A 24101-nucleotide genomic window follows, 5' to 3' on the forward strand; every position below is an offset into this window, starting at 1 on the left:
CACCTCTATAAAGAATATATATATAAATATATATTTATATATATATTCTTTATAGAACTTTTTTTTCATTTTCAAAATCGAAAATGACAAAAATGACTTTGACAAAAATGACAAGGTTAGCAGATTGTTTGTGCGTTTTCTAAAGGTTATAATATGAATGAAAAATATTCTTTCATACTATCATAAAAATATCACGAAAAACTCTTGGCTGTTACAAAAAGAATAACTATATTTGCAATCCATTATATTATGCTAACTAAAAATCCTGATGACATCAAGAATAAAAATAGTAGGAGTGCAGTTTGCCGCCAACCCCGACCATGAGCCCGAAACACCCATGACTGCACAGGAAAACCAACGCACCATCGACCTCCTGACCCAATTGGACAGGACACACCCTCGTGTTACTATCAAGCCCGAACCCACCAATGCTGCCGACAAGGAAGCACTGGCCGTCAGACTGATGAGTCGGAAGATAGGTTATGTGCGCAATCGTGACGATTACAAATCAATCGCTTTTGCTGCACTTGCTGCCAGCGGACGAGGATTCTTCCATGCCCGGGTGGTAGAGGTGAAAGTTGATGAGCATGGTTATTTCTATGTCGCTGTAGAAACCGAGAACTTGCCCTTAGTCCCCATCGTTCACGATGATAAATGGATGGAATGGGAACCGCCTCTGCCTCTCTTCCCCATGACCGAGGAGATGCTGAGCGTGGACGATGCCGTGATGATGCTGCAGGAACTTTTGACACTGATAACACTGACCGCAGAAGACGAGGAAGAGGTGCGAGGCTATACCGAAGCCTTGGTGTCGACAGGCAAAAACGCCCTTTGGAACGAAGCCAGGATGGGGATGGAGAATATCGTGAGAACGATGGAAGCGAAGGACGGCGAATGGATACAGAAGTTGGCGCAGGACATGGAACACCTGTTGTCCGGACTGTGTACGGAACACAGAAAGGAGGAGCGAAAGCACGAATGGTTGCCTCGGCTGCTTGCATCGCACGATGCAGATCGCTGCTGGCACGAATGGCTGCACCTGAAAGGAGCCGATTGCCGGGAACTCGACTTGCTGGAACTCTCCCTGTGGCTCAATGAGATAGAAACCTTGCTCACCAATATCCCTGCCCTTGCCAACAGACCTACTGCCGACGAGACCGACCTGCTGACCCGAGCCTATTACACCCACATTCCACTACGCCATCTGCGACTGCTTCTTGCCGCCTTTGCCGTCCGCCATCGGCTGCGAATAGCTTTGGGACTGACAGCAACGGCAGCAGCACCGATTCTTATCGGAGTGATGCAGCAGCGCCTCGTCAACACCATCGTCGCTTATTGCCGTCAACTCAAAAGGCTTGAAGATGTGAAGGTGATGCAGTCCTTCCTGTACCGCCATATACCCTATCTTCCGCCATCCGACAAGCAGTTGGTAGACGGAATGACAGGCCGTTTTCTCTCCATACAGGAGGGGCAGATGCGACAGACGGAAGCCTTGCAGCAGCAGACAGAGGCTCTGAAAGCTGTGGCCGAAGCTCCGAGAATCAACAATCATTTCGCACAAGGAAGCGTGAGCGTAGAGGCTGGAGGAACGATGATGGGTGATGTGAAAATAAAAACAAACAACGAAAATCAGAACGAATAAAATGAGCAGTATCGTAAACAATTTTGCAGAAAACAGCGTGACAATGAACGCTGGCAGCACGATGAATGGTGATGTGCATATCGAGAATGTGAATCAGGGAAAAGATGAAGGGAACACTACCGAAACCACGAATGACTCAGAGCAGAAACAGCTGAAAAGTCCGCTGCGCCTGTCAAGAAAAAAGGGCACAAAGATAGACTTCATCAGGGTGATGAATGCCTGGTACGAATGTGGCAAGGTGGAGGATATGAACGGCAATAAGCTGACGAAAAAAGATTATTTTGACTGGCTGGGCCGCCTGTTCAATATCGACTTGTCAGGCTACAGCAACGACCTATCGAATTCGATGTCAAGCAGTGTAGCATATGAAAAGCAATCGCGTATCTTCGACGAACTGAAGTGGAAAAACGAGGAAATATTCAACAGCAAATAGCGAGTTCTTACCCTTGCAGGATGAATGCGGAAACATGTAGTATAGATGTAGTATAGGAGTGCTCCGATTACTTGTTAGTATCTTTGCACCGTCAATCAGACAATAAAGTCTGGCTGGCGGTGCTTTTTTTGTTTGAAGGCATCGGAACATGATTTATTAACTTTTAATTTTTTCAGAGTATGAACATTTATTTTTCTTTCCGCATTTGGAAGTACAGTTTCAACGTGAGTTTCAACCTCTCTTTCAGTAAGAGTAATTAAGTAATTTATTTAACAAACAGAATTATGGAAACAAAAATCATGAGAGTGGTACAGCAGGGCGATGTCCTGACTGTGCAGAGTCCTAAAAGCGAGGGCGGGATGCTTAAAAAACGCAACATCATCCTACGGGAGATGGGCGGGAAATTTGAGAATTCATATGCAGCGGTCATGCTCGGAACAACCGCTGAATTGAGCTTCGGCAATCACGAGCTTGTTGTAGCTTCACTCCGCTTCCAGGTTCGGGAGTATAACGGACAGATGTATCAGGACATCGTGGTCGCTGACATCGACAGCGTGAAAAAGTAAACCAACATCGACCTGTACGGTTGGAAAGTCCCCAAGCTCCTATAAGCAGCACGCCCTGAAGGGGCAGAAGCTCTTAGCCCAGGGCAACGCCCTGGGTATAATGGCAGTCAGCAAGGCGCCCTGTAAGGGCAACAGCCTTAAAATTGTCGGGAGTTTTAAAGCTTTTGCCCTTACAGGGCGACAGGTTTTTCGCCCATAAATACCCAGGGCGATGCCCTGGGCTAAGAGCTTCTGCCCTTTCAGGGCGTATTGGGTAATTAAAACCGTACAGGTCAAAATCATTTATTAATCTGAGTTGAAAAGGTGGCGTAAGAAATGTCTCGGGACAATTTGCGCAAACTAAAACTTACACACTTCTTTCGCTCATCTAAACAACAACAGATTATGAAAAAGAATAACAACAAAACAAATGTGTTGAACACAAATACAGGTGTGCAGCACGTCCAGATAGCAGGCGTGGCTTACTACGACGAGAGCAAATATTTTATGTTTGCACCCGACTTTATTGGCAAGAACCGAGTGCCAAGTTTGCGAATGCGAGGTGTGGCGCAACAGATGTCAGACGGCACCTTCGACTTTGTGGCACAGCCAAAGAAAAAGCCTCTTTCGCAGCTGATTAAGAAGCTGGCTCATGGCAGAGTAAGCAAAACAGTAGACGGAGCTATACAGCTGACACTCAAGGTTTACTGCGACGAGGGCGTGAATATCGGCGATGTACTTGCAGACGAAGCAGAAGACGCAAGTGAAGCGGTTGTAGAGTATCAATTGAAACATTAATCATCGATGAGTTGCTATTATATCAAGGTGGAGAAAGGGCGCAAGGTCGCCCGCCCCATCACCTCAGAACAGGAGTACAGAGAGCTGCGTAACAGCAGCCAGCAAATGGCAAACCTTCGACTGGCAAGAAACGGAAATGATGCTGCCAAAAGGCGATTGGTACAGATGAATTATTCAGGACATTATCCTGGTGGAACCGTGAAGGGAAACAAGTTGCCCAGCAAGGCTTTCGGTTTCGACCTCGACGACCCAGAGTCATTTAAAATCGCTGCAGAAAAGTTGCTGCAAGACCCTGGGAAATATGGACTTCTGATGCTGGAACGTAGTGCCCGACAGGGCGGACACGTGGTATGCAAGCGAGAGCAGGGAAAAACCATCTTGGAGAATCAGGTGCGCTTGGCTACGATGCTGCAATGCGAGATGGACACTTCGGCTCACGACATCAACCGAGTGTATTTCACTACAACGGCCGCCGCTGACGACTTGCTCTATCTCTCACCCGAACTCTTCACTGACTCTTATGATGAAGCTGCCGTCAAGGCAGAGGCAAAGTTGCTGGAAGAACGAGAAAAATACGGACAGGAAGTATTGCCAGAAGGAGCTCATAAGGTCAATAAGCACTACAAGCCCTGGGAGGTTGCAGCACCTCAGAAAGAGGCGGAAATCAAAGCAGAAAATACAGCAGCAGAGCAGCTGAATCAATCTGAAAACTCTGCATCCAAGAATACTGAAAATCATCAGGCCGAACAGTCTGAGCAGACAACAGAAACAGCCTCCTCAGAACCACTCAACTACTGTGGCATCCCTTATGCAGACATCATCCGCAAATGGTGGGAACTCTATAACGACGGACATGAGCCTATTCAGTCAAATCGCAACACGCTGACCTTCGAACTGGCAGTCAATCTGCGCCATATTTGCGGCTTCGACCGCCAACTTTTAGACAAGGTAATTCCTTGTTACGATGGATTTCCCGAGGTCGAAAAGTTGTCTTGCATTGACTCAGCCCTTGCTGAAAAACGTGCAAGAATGCCCAAAAGGCTTAAGGATGTGCTGGCAGCCATCAAGGAAAGCAAAGGCAGCAATACAGAAAACATCGAGCAGGCTTTGGATGACATCAACGAGCAGGACGAATTGTTTTATTATCATGCCCTGCCATCGCTGCCGCAAGGCGTTCGAGATTCAGTTGACTCTGTGGGTCCACACCTCGCCATGCCAGCCCTTGTAGCAATCTGTCCTGTGATAGGAACCCTTGCGACAGGTGTCAAAATCTCGGTGCACGGCAGATACAATTCGCTCAACCTTATCTCTTATATTGCTGGTGACTTTGCATCAGGAAAGGGTAGCATCGACCCATTGATTGCGTCATGGACGAAAGAAATGAAGCAGATGGATAAAGTTTACCTTCAGCAGGAAGAGGACTGGCGAGCAAAGAAGCGTGCTGCGAAAAACAAGAAGGAACAGCCAGAGGAACCCAAGTTGCCTATCCGCATCCTGACTCTGAACAATACTGTCGCCAACCTTGCCGACCGCCTCTCAAATACCGAAGGTAAACACGCATTTTCTTTTACACCAGAAGCTGACACCGTAGCACAGAAATGGCGTTCTGGACTGAGTGATTTTTCTGTGATGCTTCGTCAGGCATACGACGGAACCTGTTACGAACGCGAGGCAAAGAGTGCGGATGCCGTAAATGTCCATATCGACAGGTTGCTTTGGAACGTTACCATGTGCGGAACTCCTGATGCGCTCTATCGTGTAGTAAGCAATTATACGGATGGCTTTCAGAGCCGTATAGCTGTGGCAAGAACGCCCGACAACACATTTGCCGCACTCACCGAAAACCTGTATGTCCTGAATAATGGACAGCGTGAGCAAATATCCCAAATAGCACATTTGCTGCCGCTGATGAGCGGTGATGTCGTTCTCGAGGAGCTGGAGAAAAAGGGGCGTGAATGGTTGGAAGAGATACGTCTTGAAACAATGAAAAATGACGACAAAATTAAGGCTCGTCAGCGTTTCAGAATCTGCCCTACAACCATGCGGATGATGACCTGTATCATGCTGTGTGATGTCGCTGAACAACTAATCAAGGCAAATGGTTTTCAAGGCGCAGAAAAGATACTCAAGGAGGAACCAGAGATGTGGAAAGACATGATCGTCAAGGCGCAAACAGCCTCCATGCTTTCATTATTTGATGTCATCGCCGACTATCTGATGGAAAATGCCCTTTATTTCTTTAGAGAAAGAATCGAGGCAGCCTTCTCGTCGAGAGAGTATGCTGGACAGACCACTACAGGCCGTACCCATCGAGGCAAGAACGACACCATATTTGAGCGACTGGATTCTACTTTTACTGAGGAAATGGCCATGCAACAAAGTTTGGTCGTGAAAGGTTCTGGGGTTACGAGTATGATGGTAAAGCAGATGCTGAAGAACTGGAAGAAACAGGGACTTGTTGTACAGCAACCGGACTTAAGATATACAAAAATATCGACAGTTGTATAAAAGTCTCAAAAACTTGTCATTTTTGTCAAAGTCATTTTTGTCATTTTCAAAATCAACTTTTAAAGCAATTAAAATATGAAAATAGAAATTTTTCTTATCAGAACAAACTATACTCGATGGGGAGTTCATGGGAACCTGTATATAAATGGAAAGTTTTTATGCAATACTTGTGAACACCCCTCGCTGCACCTTCCCTTAGGTTGCCACACCATAAGTTGCAAAAAGGGGCTCGTCTGGATAGGCAGATCAAAGGCTACTCGATTTGAATGTTACAATGGACCTTTTACTTGCGTCAAGGGGAGTATCAATGTAGGCGAATATAGAACAAGTGGTTTACTCGTTCATACACAGAAGTATCACAGCTATATTTGCAACCGCATCAAGCGATTTGTCAATAATAAAAACAAAGACGTTACTATCACTATTAAAGACCGAACAGCATGAAACTAACTGAAAATCCAGCAAAGAACAGACTCTTAGCCAGACTCATAGCGTTTATCTTGTTTCTGTTTCTGCTCCTGTTGAGCAGTTGCAAGACAACCAGCAACACTACTGACATCGTGCCTGTACATTCCGCTACGCACGACACCATTTTGCTCAGCAAGGTGAAATACGATTCAATCTATATCGACCGACGGCAGCGTATCGAGCGCAAGGCAGACACGGTGTTTTGCGACAGAGTGAAAATAGAGTTTCGTTACCGCCTCCTCAGAGATACAGTCTATAAGACTCGAACCGATACAATCCCTGTTGTCAAGCAAGTGCCTGTGGTAAAGAAAGAGCGTTACACACCGCCCTTCACCAAGTTCCTCGGCTACCTCGGCATCATCGCATTAGGAGCAAGTGTTATTGTTTTGCTGGGGAAGAAGTTAAGGAGTTAAAGGAGTTAAAGGAGTTAAAGGAGTTAAAGGAGTTAAAGGAGTTAAGACAATAGCTTTTGTGGACTTGAAATCAAACACTAAACATTAAATATTTCCTCAAGACATTTGTCTTAACTCCTCAGCGACCGAAGGGAGCGATAACTCCTTAACTCCCTTAACTCCCCAAAAGATAATATCAAAAAAGAAAAAATCATGAGAAAAATTACAGAAATCATCATTCATTGCAGTGCAACAACAGAGGGCAAGGACTTCACCGTTGAAGATATCGACCGCTGGCATCGCCAGCGAGGCTTCAACGGCATCGGCTATCACTTCGTGATATATCGTGACGGCAGCATACACGCAGGCAGGTCGAAGCGCCAGATTGGCGCACACTGCAAAGGTCACAATACGATCAGTCTCGGCATCTGCTATATCGGTGGTCTGTCGACCGACGGCAAGCCCAAGGACACTCGGACGGCAGCACAAAAAGCCTCGCTTCGTGCGCTCGTAGAACAGCTGCAGGAAGAGTTCCCTCTCGCCACCGTTCACGGCCACAACGAGTTCGCCGCCAAAGCCTGTCCCTGCTTCGACGTACAAAAGGAATTCGGTTGAAAACGTTAGTTTCGTGTATCAGTCTTCACATGCAACTAATCGCTATTTTATCCCGAATTGGGGTAAGATCGGCTCAACTATCACAAGTCCCATCAGAACAGCTGCGTCTTGATGCCTAACGACAAGCCGAAGACATCCCAGAAACCGGCAGAACCATTGCGATAGAAACGCATGAAATAAATATCGTTGGTGCTCAGCTCGTAGAAGAAGGTGACACTCTTCACAAACTTGCGGCGGTTCTCGGGCACATCCACCGTGAAACGCTCTCCCACAAAGATGTTGGGGCGGATGCGTGTGGAGAAAGGATAATAGCCACTGCCATACTTTGACGGCTGCTTCGTCCAGAAATCTGAGCCAAAGACGGTGTTGAAATACAAGCCACACTCCAAAGGCTCGAAGGCCCAGCCATGACCCAACATCACCGACCAGGGTATATAATTCTGCTTCAGGGTCATCGTCATCTTGGCATTGTTGGAGTCATATTTCGGTATGTAACCGAAGAGCAACTGCGTCTCCCACTGGCGATGCTTGCCATAATCCCAGCCCACTCCGAAGGAGAACAGTCCCATGTTGCCACAAGTCTGCAGGACGGTTTGCGTAGGGATGAGTGCCCCCCAGTAGCGGCGATAACGGTGAATGCGGTTGTCATAGCGACTATGTTTCACCATCGTGTCGCGAGCAGCCAACGTTGTATCTGCCACGGCGTTCTGTTGCGCCTGAACACATGCCGGCATCAGAAACAAAAGAAGAAATATCCTAAAAATCAATAATCTCATAGCTGTAATCGTCGGGAGTAATGGTAAATATATAATACTTTCGCTCCTTGGCACTCGCTGTCATATAGAAGATAGTACCGTCTTCATAGAGGTCCTGTATGCGAATGTGATGGCCATGACCGTCGAGACAGAACATCAGCTGGGGCAGCTTGTGGATGTAATCATTGAAGGGTTCTGCCACGTTATTGTTGAACTGCTCGGTGAAAGGAGGGGCATGCATACAAACGACTGAGCGGTCGAACTCATCTGCCCGATTGGTCCATTCGGCCTTGATAAAGTCGAAATTGGGAACAGGTTGCGAATAATCGTACTCGATGGCGTTGGTATTGAGGCACACAAACTTCACTCTGCCTGCGATAAAAGCAAAGTCGGGATGGCCAAAAGTCACCCGGTAAGCCTTTGTCCCTGTACCGAGACAGTCATGATTGCCCAAGAGTGCCACAAAGGGTTTGTTGAGTTTCTTGAGCCGGTCGCGAGTCCAGAGAAATTCCTGTGTGCCACCAAAGTCGGTCATGTCGCCACCATGAATCACAAAGTCGATATCTGCCCTGCGGTTGATGTCGCTCACCTCGTCACTCAGGTCATTGAGCCACTGGTGTGAGTCGCTGATAAAGGCGAACCGAAAGGTGGCTTTGTCCTTCGTCGCCTCCTCTATCTTCACTATCTGCTTGGCGTTGACATGCTTCTCTCCCTTGATATTCACATCATAGGGATGCACGTCGAACACCTTGTCACAACTGACGAGCGACAGCCCCAACAGGCCAACCATCGCCCAGATAAATCTCATCTTTCTTTTTTTCATACGGCTGCAAAGGTAATCAAAAAACCTGAATTACGAAATAGTTTTGCATTCGAAAAGAAATCAAAGAGTACATATATTCCTTATTTCGTGACATTTAGAACAGTCGTTCACCAGATTCAGACCCCTTAAAAAATGATAAGCCCTGAGAGAGAGAAACGGACTCTTGCGAAACTTGAGCAAACAGTATGTTCGCTGGGCGCCTCAGGAAGCTATCCCTCCCAAATCTCATAAGAGAACGGAAAGGCAAGGGCATCCGCCTGCACCTGAGAAGCATCCGCCTGCACATGAGAAGCATCCGCCTGCACATGAGAAGCATCCGCATTCCATACTGCCGAGGCGCAGCCCCCCTTCACAAAATGAACCCGGGCAGAGAGCGCCTTACGGAACACACGATAACTCTTGAGACAACGGTCGGCATCGGCTTGCTGGATGAAGAAAACATATCTGTTGAGAGGATGGGCAGCCATGACGGAAGCGATGCGTGTAGCCAACTTCTCGGCTGACTGGGGACCGATTTTCGCAAAGATGTACGAGAAATGGAAGAAGATGGCCGTAGGAACGCTGGACAAAGCATTCCAATCATCGTCATTCAACTCCTCAAAATGGCTCAGCTTGTGATAAACCACGCGGTCGGCGTAAGCGGCATGAAGCATCCGCTCGCCCATCTGATGCATGCTCTCCGAGATGTCGACTGCCTCGTACTCCAAACATCCTATCTTGTCGCCAAAAACCTGCATGAAAGCCAGGGCATTGGTGGCTGGTCCGCAACCCAGATGCACCGAGATGGTGCGCAGGGAGGTGGAGGAGAGCCTCTCCTCCACCCACTCCCGAACCGAGCCGTACATCAGCTTGGCGCAGGCATAGTGGGCAGGCATCATGTTGTGACAGTAAACGAGCACCTGATCGGCGGGCGTGAAGGTGCGCATCCGGTTTCTGCCCGAGGTGTCCTTGAGATCGGTCTGAATGATTTTGGATTGCACGAAATGGCTCCTGCCATAGTCGATGAGCGCCTGGTTGGTGGCAAACTCGTTGCCCAGAACATACTGGGGCCAACGGGTCATCGCATCGCCCTTGACGGACTCTTCGACGACCGTACGAAACGTACGGTCAAAGGTTTCATCAGATGATAATTCCTTGAGCGAACCGACAGAACCAGCCGAATCGAGCGACCCAGCAGAGTCGAGCGCCCCTGCTGCCCCAACGACAAAGTTTCCGCTCACATAGTCGCTGGGCGAGATGTCGAAATAGCTCTGCCTGTTACGGGCAAACTCCATGAGCTTGAAGAAGATGACGTTCTCGCGCAGGAGTCTGGCGTTGCCGATCATGATGAGATGTTTCATGGCACGGGTCATCGCCACGTTGAGCTTGCGGTCGATGATTTCGCCCGACGCACGGTCCACATACTGGTTGCCGGTGAGGAATGCCAACTGATAGTATTTCCTGATGGTGAAGCCGTAGATGATGTTCTCGCACTGGCTTCCCTGATAGCGCTCCACGGTGTCGATCATGATGTCGTGGAGCGGTTCGATGTGGTAGCTGTCTATCTCGTTGCGTATGGTGGAGATCTGATTGCGATAAGGCACGATGATGCCCACCGTGCGGTCTTTGTCGAAGCCCTCTGGATCCATGAGGTAGATGCGATGCACCGTGGCAGCGATCATCCTGGCCTCGATGAGATTCACCTTGTCGGAGGTCTCCTGCTGCCACGGGTCGAGTCCTGTCTGTCGTGGCTCGGGATAGGTGACGAAGGCGATGCGGCGGGTGGTGAGCAATGCCTCCAGCCCGTCGTGGCTCTCAGAGGTGAGCGGCGTGGGCTCCTCCTGATAAGGCAGGGGCACGGGGATAAGCTTGTTCTGATAGAAGGCATAGTTGGGGAAGATGGCTATCTCGCGGTGCATACGTCCCTGGCGGGTGAGCATGTAGCTGTACTCATTGTTGACACCCTCGGAGCGATAAGCCTTGATGAGGCGCTCGAAGAGCGAGAGCCGGCAGTCGGTGAGGTGGATGGCCCGCAGGTTGGGTTCCTGCACCATGGATTCCGACTCCTGTTGCTGCACGACGGCTGGCAACTGTTTCTCGTCGCCTATGAGCACAAACTTGGCGATGGCGTGCTCGCCCGTGCGTGCATTCTTCGCCGAGAGCAGACCTACGATCTGTGGCTCGAGTATCTGGGATGCCTCGTCGACAATAGCCAGGTCGAAATGCTTGATCGACAGGAGGGCTATCTGACTGTTGAAGGCTGTGGTGGTGCCGCAGAACACACGGCAACGCTCTATCATCTGCCTGATCTCACGGCCGTCGCGGCACGCCTCTGACCGCTTGCCGAGCAGGTGGGAGCGGTAAGCCTCATGACAGCCCAGCTCGCTGCCCAAGCGCATGAAATCGATGCCCTCGCCTACCAATTTGCTGCACATCTCGTCCACAGCCCTGTTGGTGAACGAGAGCAGCAGTACCGACGTGCCTTCCTCCATGAGCTGTTCCTTCAGCACGTTGACCATGCCGAAGGAGGTCTTACCCGTGCCGGGAGGTCCGATGATGAGGAAGAGGTCCCGGGCCTGCTTCACGCGCAGCACCAGGTCGTTGAACTCCGTGTTGCCCTGGCTGGCGTAGTCGCCCTGGAGTGTGAGCGTGGTGTCGACCCTCGGCTTGCGCTGCAACAGGAGCAAGTCCTTGCGTTCCTGACGGGCTTCGAGGAAGAGTTGAAGACCCTGATAAAGAGCACGGTACGACGATTCCATAAAGTCATGCTCTATCGCCCACACCTCGCCATCGAACACCTCGCGCTGGGTCTGCGGATTGCGGAGCGACACCTCTACCCTCGTCTCGTGAATGTCGACGATCGACCCACGGAACACATAGTGGCGCGTGGCGTTGGGCTCGCCCTCAAGGGTGGGATTGTAGGCATAGAAGAAGACGATATCGCCCTTGCGGAAGTTGGACACGTCCTTGTCCTGTCCGTCGGCGAAGGCGAACTCCACCCGCTCGATGGGCATTCCCTTGACCTGTCGGAGGGGCATCATGCGCAGGTCGCAATAGATGTTGCCGGCGTTGCGTCGCTCGTCGAGTGTGGAGTTCCATACCGAGGCGAATCCCGACTCCTCCTTGGTTCGGTTGCCCACCTTGGAGAGCATCTGCTCGTTCTCCACAAAGGTGAGGAAGCGGTAGTAATAGTCTTTCTCCAAGGGTGTGGCCGTGCGCACCCAGTCGAGCAGCGCCTGCAGCTGTGGCCGCTTGTAGCGTTCCCACAACGTTCCGCTCTCGCCCGGACATACGAGCTCGGGGGTGAGCGACTCGAGGATGCGGAATCCGCCACGCGTGAGGAGCAGTTCGAGCCAGGCCACCTGGTTGCGCAACCTGAGCGCCTTGAAGAGCAGGTCGGGCGCCGAGGCGATGTCGAGCAGGCTGTTGGCGTACTTCGAGTAGAGCATGTAGGAATGGAAGTCCTTGTAGGCCACGCCGTAGTTGTATCTGAAGATGGCACGATAGAGCAGCGCCTGCACATAGTGGTCGGGGCGAATGCGGGGTGTCTCGGGGCTCGACTTATAGGACGCCTTGCCCGATTTCTGCTCCACCATGAGCGTGAGGTCTTTCTGAATGAAGTCCATACGGGCCTGCAGTCCGAGTGTGGGCGAGAAGAAGGAAGGCTCCAGGATGGTGTTCTTGCCGTCGCGCCTGAAGGCTACCGACGAGGCCTCGGCCAGGGCTCCCTGCACGGCACGGCGAATGTGCTGGCGCTGCAGTTCGGCATCGGCACGGAAATGGTCTGAGAGGGGCGTCACGGCGAGGCTCACGGCATTGCGGGCGCAGAAGTCGGCCATGCTCTTCTCGTAGGGGCGGTCTACGTGGTAAACCTCCTCGTCGAGCAGCTGTCCGGCAAAGTTACCCAGCATGATGGCCTCGTTACTGAAGGCGGGCGCCAGCTTCCTGAGCATGTAGGCGTAGGGGGTGGCGGTCTCCTGCTCGGAGAAGCATCCTGCCAGTGAGGTGACGTCTATCAGATAGTCGGGGTTGTAGATGATGATGGCGGGATAGATGATGCCAGCCTCCTCGCGGGGCAGGATGAGGTTGAGCTGTTCACCCTTGAGCAGGATGTCGGCCAGATAGGCTCGGTCGCCCAGCGCATACGGGTTGTCGGCCTTGCGATAGTAGATGCGGCACGACTCGCCCGTCTCGCTGTCGGTGGCTGTGATGAGGGTGTCGTCCCAGGTGTCGATGATGACCCGCATCTCGCTGCCCTTGCGGTAGAGCGGACGGTAATAGGAAGCCACGACATAGGGGAAACGATGGTCGAGACTGGCGGGCACGGGAATGTCGTAAACGAGAGCGATAAACTTGCACAGGGCGGCTGTGTCGTGGGCGACAGACTGACGCAGTTCTTCATCGGTGAGTACGGCTTCGGGGGCATCCTGAGCCCGTCGGGGCGCATTCTGAAGACGGCGCAAGCGGATGCGGAAGGCGTTGACCGAAGCCGAGAGAGAGGCGTCGCGCATCTTGTCGCGGTTCTCGGTGAGCAGATAGTCCACCATGGCGAAGAAGCCGGCAAACTTGGTCTTCGACTGCTGCAACTTTCCCTCCACGGCCTGATGGAAAACCTCGCTGAGCAGACGGTAGCGCAGACGGATGTCAATGTCGGCGGGTATCTGGTCGACCTGTTCGAAGAGGTCGGTCGCCACACTCTCCACGTGCAGCCCTGCCAGCCCCTCGCCTGCCGTCTGCACATCGTAGGCCTCTATCCTGAGTCGTCGGGGAATGTCGCGCATCTGCTCGGCCGTAAAAATCTGTGCGCCCTGACTTCTGCGGCTGAGGGTTGCGCCCAAGTGGCGGTTGTCGCACACGGAGAGCCACTTCCCTACACTCTCCGAGAGGCCCGAGGCGTCGATCTCTGCATCCCGGCTGAACACGACCACCACTCCCACTTCGAGGCGCTCACATCCGAGATATTTGCGCAGTCCTGCGGCAGTTCGGCTTCGGTTGAGCCGTGCCTGTGCGAAGGGACTTTTGCCATAGGCTCCACCTGCTATCGTCCTGCCGTCGCTGGTCCAGGGGCCGTTCTCGCCTGCCACGATGCTGCCGCCCCAGTTCTTGAACTCTATCACCAATGCCGCCTGCGGTGTGAAGAGCAGCGCATCGAGCTCCACGCCCTCGATGTTGTAGTTGCCCACGAGCACGTACTCCCCACCCGTCTGCGCCTCCAACTCGCCCAGGATTCGGCAAAGTGCATCAAACTGCCTGATCTCGGCCGCATGCTCATACTCAGAAATCTTGTATATTCTCACCCCCATGTGTCGTTTTTTATTTTGCTCACAAAATTACAAATTATTTTCGATACCACCAAATTTTTGCCTGCGTCAACAGGCGAAAATGGACAGAAGCGCTGACACTGACACTGACAGTCCAAAATTCCGTAACTCCCCCCTTGAGGGAAAAGGGTGAAAGAGAAAGTTTATATTTATAAATTTATAAATATAAAAATATATTATTAACATTTCTTTACTTTTCCGTCCTCATTTCATCAAAGACAGGGTGCGGAAAATCGGACTGTCAGTGTCAGTGTCAGCAGAGGGATGGGTTGGAAGAAAACTTAGTTTTCATACACGCGAAACTAAGTTTAAGTAAGGCAAAACTTATGTGATGGTAAAACTACTGAGGGTACGAAACGTACCGTCAGTAGTTGCGCACCCTCGAAAAAAAGTCATTAGAAGTGATATTTCGAACCCACGCTGAGACGCAGTTCCACCTCGGCAGGATTGCACCAGTGGGGAGCCTCCAGGTTCTTGGTAGAAAGCGTGGCGGAAGGTTCAAGATACAGTTCCACACGAGGCGACACGCGCAGACCAGCCTGCATGGCAGCATGAAGACCCGGAGCATAGTTGGGCGTGCGGTGCTCCTTGGTGCTTACTGCCACCTGGGCACCCAGCAGACCCGTAATCTGCACCAGTTCGTCGTCGGAAGGCTCGCCCGTAACGGCACTCTTCAGGTTCATCATGTAGTCGGCACGAAGGGCTGTGAGCGTCTTGCTGCCCAGGTTGGGCGAAGGCACGAGGGTGTTGCCCAAAGCCACCTGGATGCCGCTCAGAGAGCTGAACCAATGGCCGTAACCGATGTCGGTGGGAAGAGTGAGACGGCGACCGATGCTTCCTCCGTCGCCCATGTTGCCTGTATAAACACCCGTTCCGGCACTCAGGAAGACGTAATTTCTGCGGGATGGAGCCTCGTCGAGGTCCTTGTTGCGGGAGCTGCGCTGCACGTTGTACTCCACACCCAACTGCACCTGGGGCTGCAGACGATGCGAACGATAGCCCTTGTAGCGCGAGGTGAACTCATAGCCCAACTGGGCCTCGCCCAGCAGGTTGACGTGCGACGAGAGGCGCAGGGCAAGCTGTCCGCCAGCATGAAGGTCGGAGTTGAGACGGGTGTACTCGGAGTGGTCGGCACCAAGATTGAAGCCCAGCACGGAGCGCAGGGAGAGCACACGCGAGTTGTCGCAACCATAGCTGACGGCAGTGAGGTCGGTCATCCAGTCGAAACCGCCCGTTGCCGCACCGTAGTAGCGCTCGTTGATGGGGCGTCCGAACATGCCCTGGAAACTGTAGCGGAAGCCTGCCATCGGAGCCGACCAGTGGGTGTAGCTGATGCGTGCCACAGGCATGTAGCGCTTCCACTCGTCGTACTGGAAGAGGCGCACCGCCATACCTCCCGTGAGGGCGAAGCTGTTGCGTCGCATCTTCATGTTGTCCTCTGCCTGATGGGCCTTACGCGACATTTCCTCGTGATAGGTGTAGACGAATCCTGCCATGAGCGAGCTGGTCACGTCGAGCTTGTCGACCGTATAGGCATTGGGCGCCCAACGGCTGTTGTAGAGATCGAAACGTGGCTCGAGCACGAAGTCGATGTCGCGCGAGAGGCGGACATTGGCCTGCAGACCGGCTCCTACGTTCAGACTGTAGCGCGACTCAGTGTACCAGTCGCGCGAGTAGTTGAAGCCGATTCCCGCCAGGGCGTTGACCCAGAAGCGTCGCTCGGGCTTGAGTCCGCCGAAGGCATTGTGCAGATTGAGCATATAGTCGAGACGGGCACCTATGGCACGCATACGAGTCGCGTCGTTCTGCATGAAGGTGGTGGTGTTGAGGTTCAGACGAAGTGCGTTGCAGGGGTCGATCCACTTGCCGAGCGACACAGCCACGCTCATGCCCGTGTTGTCGTGCCAGTCGCTGACGTGGGCGCTGCCCAGGAACATGGGTCCTGCCTGCACACCGGCAAAGAGTCCGTCGGCAAAGCTGTGGGGCGTGGAGAAATAAGAGCGCATGTTGCCTCTGCGCACGTCGGGCATACGGACGCCCAGACCCATGGTGAGGCTTGCCATGGGGCGAAGATTGCGCCAGGTCTGCACCTGCGACACGTTGTCCTGCGTCACGCCCACACGTGTCTCTGCATAGACGTAGGTGATGGGCGAAAAAGCATACTGTCCGCGCAGTCCCATGTGTGCACCGAAGCCATGGTCGTTGTGCTTGTTCTCACGCGAATACGACAGGTCGATGCCGGCAATGCCGTACACCTCGAAGGGATGTTGGCTGTAGTGAGTGCCGGGCTGGGCGATGGCGGTGATGTTTAGTAGATAGTCGAGGCCCACGGAGGCGTACTTCGTCTCCTTGCCGCTGATCTTGTAGGCTCCGCCATAGAAGTTGAGCCTTACTCCGTGTTCGGGCGAGATCCAGTCGCCCAAGCCCATCTCGGCGATGGGACCCAGCTTGACATTGTGGCGGCCCATGAGATTGCCTCCGAAACCGAAATCCATGAACAGATGGTCCATGAACTTCTTGTCCTTGTACGACTTGGTGACCTGTGGGCGCTGCAACATATAGTCGAGAGCGCTCTTCGAGAGCTGCGCCTTACCGGTGAGGGGTGCGCCCGCCATGATGAGGGCGCTTATGAGGATGAAATCTTTTCTTTTCATGATGATCTGTGTGTGTGTTTATTGTTGTTTATCCGTAGACAGGAGGTCGGTCACGTCGCCGTCGGTCTTGGCGATTTCCTTGAGCGAGGCGTCCATGGCGAAGGCTCGTTTCAGCTCCTCATAGGCCTCGGTGGGGTCGTTGGTACGGTTCAGACAGATGGCACGGAGATAGTGGCTCACAGCCTCGTTGTCGGGCAACTGACGGCTCATGCGCAGGGCTGCGTCGTCGAGCTTCATGGCAAGGAGCATCACCACCTCATTGCGCTTGCCGGTCTTGGCGATGGTGGCGTAGTTTTTGGCATCGTAACGGCTGTTGAGAACGGCGTTGACGGCCAGTATGGTGTGGGTCGACTCGTTGTCGTTGACGAAATGGGCCACGGAGTCGGCAGAGGCATAAAGGCCCTCGTTGAGCAGGGTGATGAGCTGGTTGACGTTGACTTCCTGAGGGGCGTTGGCACCTGCGAAGGGGCGCAACAGGGAGGCGTCGTACTGGCGATGGTTGATGAGCTGCACAGAGAGGTCGTTGGCTGCTGCCATGAACGAGGGGTACACCTCGAGTGCCTGGCGCATCATGGCGACGCGCTTCGCTGTGTCGGCCTCGGCACGGTAGAGCTTGAAGAACTCATACTTCGACAGCTGGCTGTAGTCCTGGGCGTAGAGCTGGGCAATCTCGTCGATGGTGAGAGTGCGGTAAACGTTGTAGTGCAGGGTGTAGTCCACACGGCGCAACTGGGGCAGACAGCGGGTGGCGATGATCTTGTGATAGAAAGGCAGGCGCTGGATGGCTCTGCCCTGAGCCTCGATATTGCCAGGATGAGCAGCCAGGATGGCCTCTACCCTGTCGGCCTCGCTGGCAAGGGTGTCCTTGCGGAGTATCTCGGCCACACGCGACCAGGGAGCCACCTTGGCGTCGGACGTGAAGGTCATTCCCTGGGTCATGTCGGCAGGAAGGGTGCGCTTCAGGAAACCGAGGGCATAGTCCATACGCATCTTGGCCAGACTCATGTTGCGGGAGTAGCGTCCCTCAGGCGACGACTGACCCCGGAGCTCGAGCGAGCTGAGCGAGGCGCCCTTCGACTGGGAAATGGTCTCTATCTGCTGACGGAGCTTGTCGATCTCGGAGGCGTTCTGCGGGTCGCTGCTGTCGAAGACGGCCTTGCCCACGGGGAAACGGAGGTTCACCTTGCCCTGACTGTCACGAAGCTGCACCTCCTTCTTGGGGAAGTAGGCTGAGTCGGTAAGTTCGTGGGCGGCAAAGCTGTAGTCGAGGAAGCGCAGGGGGTTGACGGTTCCACGGGCGATGATGGTGGTGTCGCGGTAGAGGATGCGGTTGTAGTTCTCGATGGCCATATAGACGTCGCAGGAGAAGTCGTCCTTCACGTGCTCCACGTAGATGGAGTCGTTGTAGCCTATGATGTCGTTGGGGCGGCCTTTCTCACGTGTCTGCTCGCTCTTCACGGTGATGTAGCGTGCCAGAGGGTCGCCGGCAAGCGAGTCGTTGAGGTCGAAGCTGTAGAGTCGGTCCTGCGTCTCGTTATACTCGCGTGCGTCGTACACCATCGGTTTCATGAGGGTCACCTGCTTGCGGGTGGCGTTGTTGAGCACGGGCTGAACCACGAGTCGGGTGTTGTGCGAGAACATCTCGCGGGGCACACGCACACGGGTCTTCACATGGAAATAGTTGCCTCTGACCTCGATGTCGGTTGGCTCGGGCAGGATCTTGTCGGTAATGCGCTTCTGCGAGACGGTCACCTCCTTGAGCGAGACACTCTCCTCTTCGAGCACCACGCGCAGTCGCGACTTGCCCTTCACGTCCACTTCCTTGGTCTTCATACCCACCATGGAGAAACGCAGACGGGCATTGGAACGCACGTTGACGGCAAAGGTTCCGTCGACATCGGTCATGGCAAGCACACGGCGTGTGGCGGCGTCGGAAACGTTGACACCGATACAGGGTGAGCCGTCCGACTTGACAACTACCGTACCCAGCACTCGCATCACCTCCTGTGCGGAGACGTCCGACACGGTGAGCAAGAAGAGGGCGACAAGAAAAGTAATGGAGCGAAGAGGCTTCATGAATAATAAGTTATGAGTAGTCATAAATTGCATTCTTATCTTATTTTTTGTATGTATATATAAGTATGTTCGCGCATGCGTTTTTGCAAAAATGCGCATGGCTGGCACGTCTTTGTGAATCTTATGCTGATAAAATTTTTGTGAATCTTATGCTGATAGATTTTTGTGAATCTTATGCTGATAAAGAGAACTATACATGGGGAAGCCGTTGTATATATGTGTGTGACTTCCAGGGGATTGTGCTTTTTACTTGATTAGATACACGAAGGTTACACCAGCCTTGATGGGGATGGGTCTCCACCCTTTCACATTGGCCTCGTCGGGCTCATACTCGTCCTTGTCCCATCTCATCTCCTGCACGTGAGCCATTCCCACGCCAAGGGTCGTCTCAAGACTCCAACGTCGCGACAACACGAAACTATAGCCGTAGGTAACGCCTCCACCATAGAGGTCGCCCTTATGGCGATTGTCCCCACGCTCGTAGTTGTAGTGGCAGCCTATGCCGGCAATTCCCACAAAATGACCTGCCTGCGGACGGGCGCTGAACCAATAGCGCACCTCAGGCGTGATCATGGCGCCACGGGTGTCGATGTTGAAGACCTTGATACGGTTGTAAGCTGCCTCGAAATTGAAGGTGACGTGGCGATTGACCCTGAACTCTGCTCCGAGGTTGGGAGTAGAGGCAGCCCAGTAGAGGGCATTGGTCTTGACAGCCACTCGCTGGGCCTTCGTCTGCATGGGAGCCAGAAGGCTGGCTGAAAGGACGGCCAGCATGCACCATACTTTTGCTTTCTTTAAGTGATAAATAACCATATATATTTATAAATGTGATTCTTATTTTTTTAGTTTTCTCTAACTCCCCTACTTCTGCTTGTTGAGTCGCTTGATGACGGCGTAAGCATCGTAGAGTCCCAGCTCGCCAGCCTTGGAAAGATCCTGGATGGCGGCTTGCTTGTTGCCAGACTTCGAACGGGCAATGCCTCGGTTGTAGTAAGCCTCGGCAAGGTTGGAGTCGATGCGGATGGCGATGGAATAGTCGTCGATGGCCTTGGAGAGCTCATTGCGCCCTGCATGCAGGTTGCCACGGTTGTAATACACATAGGCGTTGTTGCCGTTCTGACGGATGGCGTCGCTGAAGTCGGCCTCGGCAGAATGGAGATTGGTAATGCCCTTGCCCTCAGAGAGGTTGAACTCGTCGAGCTCGGTCTGACAGACGGCACGTTGCCAGTAGGCTATGGAACTCTTTCCTCCACAACCCACGTACTCGGTAAAGTCGGCAATGGCCGCCTCGAAATCGCGCAACACGGAATGGGCCACGGCACGCAGCAACAGCAGTTGGGCTTTCTCGGCGTCGCTCTTTGCCACGCTGAGCTCTGCCGACAGACGGTCGATCATGGAGAAGATCTCCATCGACTCGGCCTCGTTGAGCTGGTCCTTGCTGCACACGATGTAGAGCTTGTGCTTGGCTTTCTTGTCGAGGGTCATGTTGAAGGCGTCCACCTCCTTGTCGTAAGCCTGAATGGTGCTCAGGCTCTTGTTGTTGGGGAAGTAAGACAACTGATACATAGGCAGATAGCCAGCCTCGACCACACGGTTCTGCACCTTGCCACGATACTCGCTCTTGTACTCATGCTCGTACTTGGGCGCATCTTCGACCACGAGCGATGCATATTTGTTGGGGTCTATCTCCGAACGCTTGCGCATGGCCCTCTTGGTCTTCGCGCTCCATCGTGGCTGAATGCCTAAGTGCTTGTTCATCTGAGCCTTGAAGATGCGGAACTCATCGAGCTCGGCCTTGGCTATCATTCCCAACCGACGGTAACAGCCTGCACGATACGACAGACCCGTCCAGAAGTTGGGGAACTGGTTGATGACCGTCGTATAGTCACGGATAGCCGCCTTCAGGTCGCCCACCTTATCGTGTAGCAAGGCTCGGTTGAAGATGGCCATGAAGTTCTTGGGCTCCATCTTGATGACGAAGTCGAAATCTTCGATGGCTCGGTTATTGTCACCCAACTGCACGCGCATCAGTCCACGGTTGTAGTGGGCCAGGAAGTTGTTGGGGTCTATGTCGAGGGCGTTGTCGTAATCGCTCATCGCTCCTCGGAGGTTGTTGAGGTTGATGCGTGCCAGGGCGCGATTGATGTAACTGTTCACGTTGTTGGGCTTGAAGTGCAAAGACTTGGTAAGCGCCTCGTCGGCAGTCTTCCATTCCTTGCGCGCCAATGCCATATAGGCACGCGTAGTCCAGGCCTCGCCATCGTAAGGGTCGAGCACCAGACTCTTGTCGAGCCATTTCTCGGCGTTGAGCGTGTCCTTTTTCTGCAGATAGACCTCGGCTTTGAGCGAATAGGCCTTCGAGAACTTGTCCCATCGGGTGATGATGGAATCGAGCTGAGCGAGGGCGTCGTCATACTTGCCGTCCTCCATCTTGCAAAGGGCTCGGTTGAACCAATAGTTGCGGTTGCGGGGCTCTAAACGGATAGCTGCATCATAGTCGGAAATGGCCTCGTCGTAACGTCCCTGTCGGATGCGGGTAATCGCACGCAGGTCGTAAATATCATTAATGTAGGGATTGAGTTTCAAAGCCTCATTGGCGTCGCCCTCCGCCCCAACGAAATCGTCGAGGTTGAACTTCGCCACACTTCTGTAATACCAAGGCTCGTAGAGATAAGGTTTGGCGCCAATGGCAAGGTTGAAGTACTTGATGGAGAGTACATAGTCTTCATAATAAAGCGCACTTCGTCCGGCCGTAATGAGTCGGTCGACACGGTATTGTGCTGACGCCGTGCCAACAAAAAGCATAAAAACTAAACCAGTCAACAATCTCCTTATCATAAGAACGTCTGCCTATCTTGTATGTTTTGTACGATGAAAAATATGTACGATGAATGTAAGTTAATTGAACTTTCGGAAGTTTGCTCCACATGCCCTGAACCAACGGTCACCGACGCGTAGCGGAATTGAAAATCGCTGGCCGAAGGGTAAAGCAAAGGTAAAGGGCAGAAACTCATAGCAGCACGCCCTGAAAGGGCAGAAACTCTTAGCCCAGGGCAGCGCCCTGGGTTTATTTGAACGCAAGCCTATCGCCCTGTAAGGGCAAAAGCTTTAAAACTTCAGGGGCAATATATAAAATATATAAAAGCTGTTGCCCTTACAGGGCGCATTGCTGATTGCCTTCATACCCAGGGCGTTGCCCTGGGCTAAGAGCTTCTGCCCTTTCAGGGCGTGCTGCTTAGAACTTTTGGGCCTTCAGCCCGTACTTGAACCACTTTGCGAAACTTCAATTAATGTTTAATGTTGAGTCCACAAAAGCATTTGTCTTAACTCCCTTAACTCCTTAACTCCTTTAACTCCTTAGAAAATCTCCTGAGAAAATCTCCTTAGAAAATCTCCTTGAGAAAATCTCCTGAGAATTCTCCTAAGCTGCATTAATGTCTGATCTTTGTACGATAAGAACAGCGGAACTTTCCCTTGAGGATGTTCTTCAGCTTGCCTGCAATCATGTTCTTGCGAAGAGGCGACAGGCGGTCGATAAACATGGTGCCCTCCAAGTGGTCGAACTCATGCTGCATCACACGTGCCAGGTAACCTTCCACCCACTCGTCGTGCTCCTGCATCTCCTCGTCGAGATACTTCACATGGATGCGGGTAGGACGAGTCACCTTCTCAGAAATACCTGGGATGGAAAGACAACCCTCCTCAGAGGAAGCCTTCTCGCTCTCGTCGTCATACTCTAAGATATGTGCATTGATGAATGCCTTGCGGAAACCCTTGTACTCGGGGAATTCCTCGCTCAGCACGTCGAGGTCGATTACCACCACACGGATGGCCAAACCTATCTGAGGTGCTGCAAGACCTACACCATTGCTGGCATCGAGAGTCTCGAACATATTGGCAATAAGAGTCTTAAGCTCGGGATATTCTGGGGTGACATCTTCGGCAACCTTTCGTAAAACAGGCTGACCATAAATATAAATTGGTAAAATCATTTTCTTGACTGCAAATAATCTTGTAAAATAATGGTGGCGCTGATCTCGTCCACCAAACCTTTGTTCTCGCGCCTTGTCTTCTTCTTCACTCCGCCATCTATCATGGCACGGTGGGCCAAGACCGACGTAAAGCGCTCGTCGTAATACTCTATGGGAATCTCGGGATGAGCCTTGCGCCAACGGTTGTAGAAATTCTCCACCCTTACCATGTTCTCGCTGGGCTGACCATTGGGCTGCATGGGCTTTCCTATCACGATGCGCTCCACCTGCTCACGCTGGATGTACGCCTCTATATACTCATAGAGCACAGAAGTCTCGACGGTACCCAACCCTCCAGCGATAATCTGAAGAGGGTCGGTTACCGCGAGCCCTGTGCGTTTTTTCCCGTAATCGATGGAAAGGATTCGCATTTATTTCTTGAAAAGCAACCAAGCATCTGGATACTTGCCAGCACGAAGCTCGTTGCGGCTCTTCACAGCGTTGGCCTTGTCGGCGAATGTGGTGGCAACAACACGGTACATATTGCGCTCGCCCTGAACGATCTGAGCATCATAGCCTGCGCTCTTGAGGGTGTTGTACAAGCCCTCGGCATTGGCCTTCACACCGAAAGAGCCTACTACTACGCTGAAGTTCTGCAAACCAGAACCTGCAACCATAGAAACGCTCTCCTGGCGAACCACGGCATTATCTACGTCGGTGACTGTTGTCTGAGTGGCTGGAGCTGTCTCCAAAGGAGTTACGACAGGTTCGGTAGTGACAGGTGCCTGCTGTGCCTGCTGAGCCTCCTGAGCCTGCGCCTTCTCGAAAGCCTTGCGATAAGCACTCTCCTTAGATGTTCCACAACTTGCGAGCGCCAAGGCTGCGCATAAGCCAACACTCATTATTGAAATTTTCTTCATGTGCTTTTGTTTATTTATTGTTTAACTTTTGAAATCATTTTTTTGTTCGGCGAAAATACAAAATATATCGCAAATAGGGAAAAAAGGGCGCATAAAGTTTGTTAAATCCATATAAAACAACATTTTTATGGAAAATTTAAGCCAAAAACTCTTGTTTTGTCCCTAAAGTTTTGTATATTTGCAACATCAACTTTAGCAAGC

At 52.2% G+C, this 24101-nt stretch carries 18 protein-coding genes; 8 read left to right on the top strand and 10 right to left on the bottom strand.

The annotated features are described in order from the left end of the window. The first annotated feature begins 268 nt into the window (after window positions 1–268). From F7D20_RS10840 to F7D20_RS10870, 8 genes are all read left to right on the top strand, one after another. Window positions 269–1642 carry a hypothetical protein gene (locus tag F7D20_RS10840; RefSeq protein ID WP_158464053.1) on the top strand — a complete coding sequence of 458 codons (1374 nt, stop codon included), beginning with the start codon at window positions 269–271 and terminating at the stop codon, window positions 1640–1642. Window position 1643: 1 nt separating this feature from the next. Further along, window positions 1644–2075, top strand: a complete 432-nt coding sequence (locus tag F7D20_RS10845) for a hypothetical protein (RefSeq protein WP_158464054.1) — start codon at window positions 1644–1646, stop codon at window positions 2073–2075. Between the two features lie 284 nt (window positions 2076–2359). After that, a complete protein-coding gene (locus F7D20_RS10850) occupies window positions 2360–2641 on the top strand; it encodes a hypothetical protein (RefSeq protein WP_158464055.1) in 282 nt (93 codons plus the stop codon). Between the two features lie 384 nt (window positions 2642–3025). After that, a complete protein-coding gene (locus F7D20_RS10855; RefSeq protein WP_158464056.1) occupies window positions 3026–3418 on the top strand; it encodes a hypothetical protein in 393 nt (130 codons plus the stop codon). 6 nt (window positions 3419–3424) lie between these two features. Next, window positions 3425–5926, top strand: coding sequence for a DUF3987 domain-containing protein (locus F7D20_RS10860; protein WP_158464057.1), 2502 nt, complete (start codon window positions 3425–3427; stop codon window positions 5924–5926). A 75-nt stretch (window positions 5927–6001) separates the two neighbouring features. Continuing rightward, entirely contained in the window at window positions 6002–6370 is a 369-nt protein-coding gene (locus F7D20_RS13240; RefSeq protein ID WP_367383930.1) for a DUF5675 family protein, read from the top strand. Further along, window positions 6367–6807, top strand: a complete 441-nt coding sequence (locus F7D20_RS10865; RefSeq protein ID WP_158464058.1) for a hypothetical protein — start codon at window positions 6367–6369, stop codon at window positions 6805–6807. The genes F7D20_RS13240 and F7D20_RS10865 overlap by 4 nt, the downstream gene beginning before the upstream one ends. A 192-nt stretch (window positions 6808–6999) precedes the next feature. Continuing rightward, window positions 7000–7401, top strand: a complete 402-nt coding sequence (locus F7D20_RS10870; protein WP_158464059.1) for an N-acetylmuramoyl-L-alanine amidase — start codon at window positions 7000–7002, stop codon at window positions 7399–7401. A 92-nt stretch (window positions 7402–7493) separates the two neighbouring features. Here F7D20_RS10870 and F7D20_RS10875 read toward each other — a convergent pair whose 3' ends face one another. The 10 genes from F7D20_RS10875 to F7D20_RS10920 all read right to left on the bottom strand — a co-directional run bounded on the left by F7D20_RS10875 (window position 7494) and on the right by F7D20_RS10920 (window position 23900). Next, on the bottom strand, window positions 7494–8177 hold the full coding sequence (locus tag F7D20_RS10875; protein ID WP_194253554.1) for a hypothetical protein: 684 nt from the start codon (window positions 8175–8177) through the stop codon (window positions 7494–7496). Beyond that, window positions 8158–8964: a metallophosphoesterase family protein gene (locus F7D20_RS10880; protein ID WP_158464060.1), complete on the bottom strand. Its 807-nt coding sequence runs from the start codon at window positions 8962–8964 to the stop codon at window positions 8158–8160. The genes F7D20_RS10875 and F7D20_RS10880 overlap by 20 nt, the downstream gene beginning before the upstream one ends. 224 nt (window positions 8965–9188) lie before the next feature. After that, window positions 9189–14255, bottom strand: coding sequence for an AAA domain-containing protein (locus F7D20_RS10885; protein ID WP_367383931.1), 5067 nt, complete (start codon window positions 14253–14255; stop codon window positions 9189–9191). Between the two features lie 419 nt (window positions 14256–14674). Next, window positions 14675–16933 carry a hypothetical protein gene (locus F7D20_RS10890; protein WP_158464062.1) on the bottom strand — a complete coding sequence of 753 codons (2259 nt, stop codon included), beginning with the start codon at window positions 16931–16933 and terminating at the stop codon, window positions 14675–14677. An 18-nt stretch (window positions 16934–16951) separates the two neighbouring features. After that, entirely contained in the window at window positions 16952–19033 is a 2082-nt protein-coding gene (locus tag F7D20_RS10895) for a carboxypeptidase-like regulatory domain-containing protein (protein ID WP_194253555.1), read from the bottom strand. Between the two features lie 222 nt (window positions 19034–19255). Next, on the bottom strand, window positions 19256–19783 hold the full coding sequence (locus tag F7D20_RS10900; RefSeq protein ID WP_228114177.1) for a DUF3575 domain-containing protein: 528 nt from the start codon (window positions 19781–19783) through the stop codon (window positions 19256–19258). Between the two features lie 87 nt (window positions 19784–19870). Beyond that, complete coding sequence (locus F7D20_RS10905; protein WP_158464065.1) at window positions 19871–21847, bottom strand: tetratricopeptide repeat protein; 1977 nt, start codon at window positions 21845–21847, stop codon at window positions 19871–19873. A 593-nt stretch (window positions 21848–22440) separates the two neighbouring features. Then, window positions 22441–23001 carry a peptide deformylase gene (def, locus tag F7D20_RS10910; protein ID WP_022252266.1) on the bottom strand — a complete coding sequence of 187 codons (561 nt, stop codon included), beginning with the start codon at window positions 22999–23001 and terminating at the stop codon, window positions 22441–22443. Further along, entirely contained in the window at window positions 22998–23411 is a 414-nt protein-coding gene (ruvX, locus tag F7D20_RS10915; RefSeq protein ID WP_022252265.1) for a Holliday junction resolvase RuvX, read from the bottom strand. Before ruvX ends, def begins: the two co-directional genes overlap by 4 nt. Next, on the bottom strand, window positions 23412–23900 hold the full coding sequence (locus tag F7D20_RS10920; protein ID WP_158464066.1) for an SPOR domain-containing protein: 489 nt from the start codon (window positions 23898–23900) through the stop codon (window positions 23412–23414). It lies immediately after the preceding gene. Between the last annotated feature and the right edge of the window lie 201 nt (window positions 23901–24101).

It is taken from the genome of Segatella copri, from assembly GCF_009495355.1.
Classification (GTDB): domain Bacteria; phylum Bacteroidota; class Bacteroidia; order Bacteroidales; family Bacteroidaceae; genus Prevotella.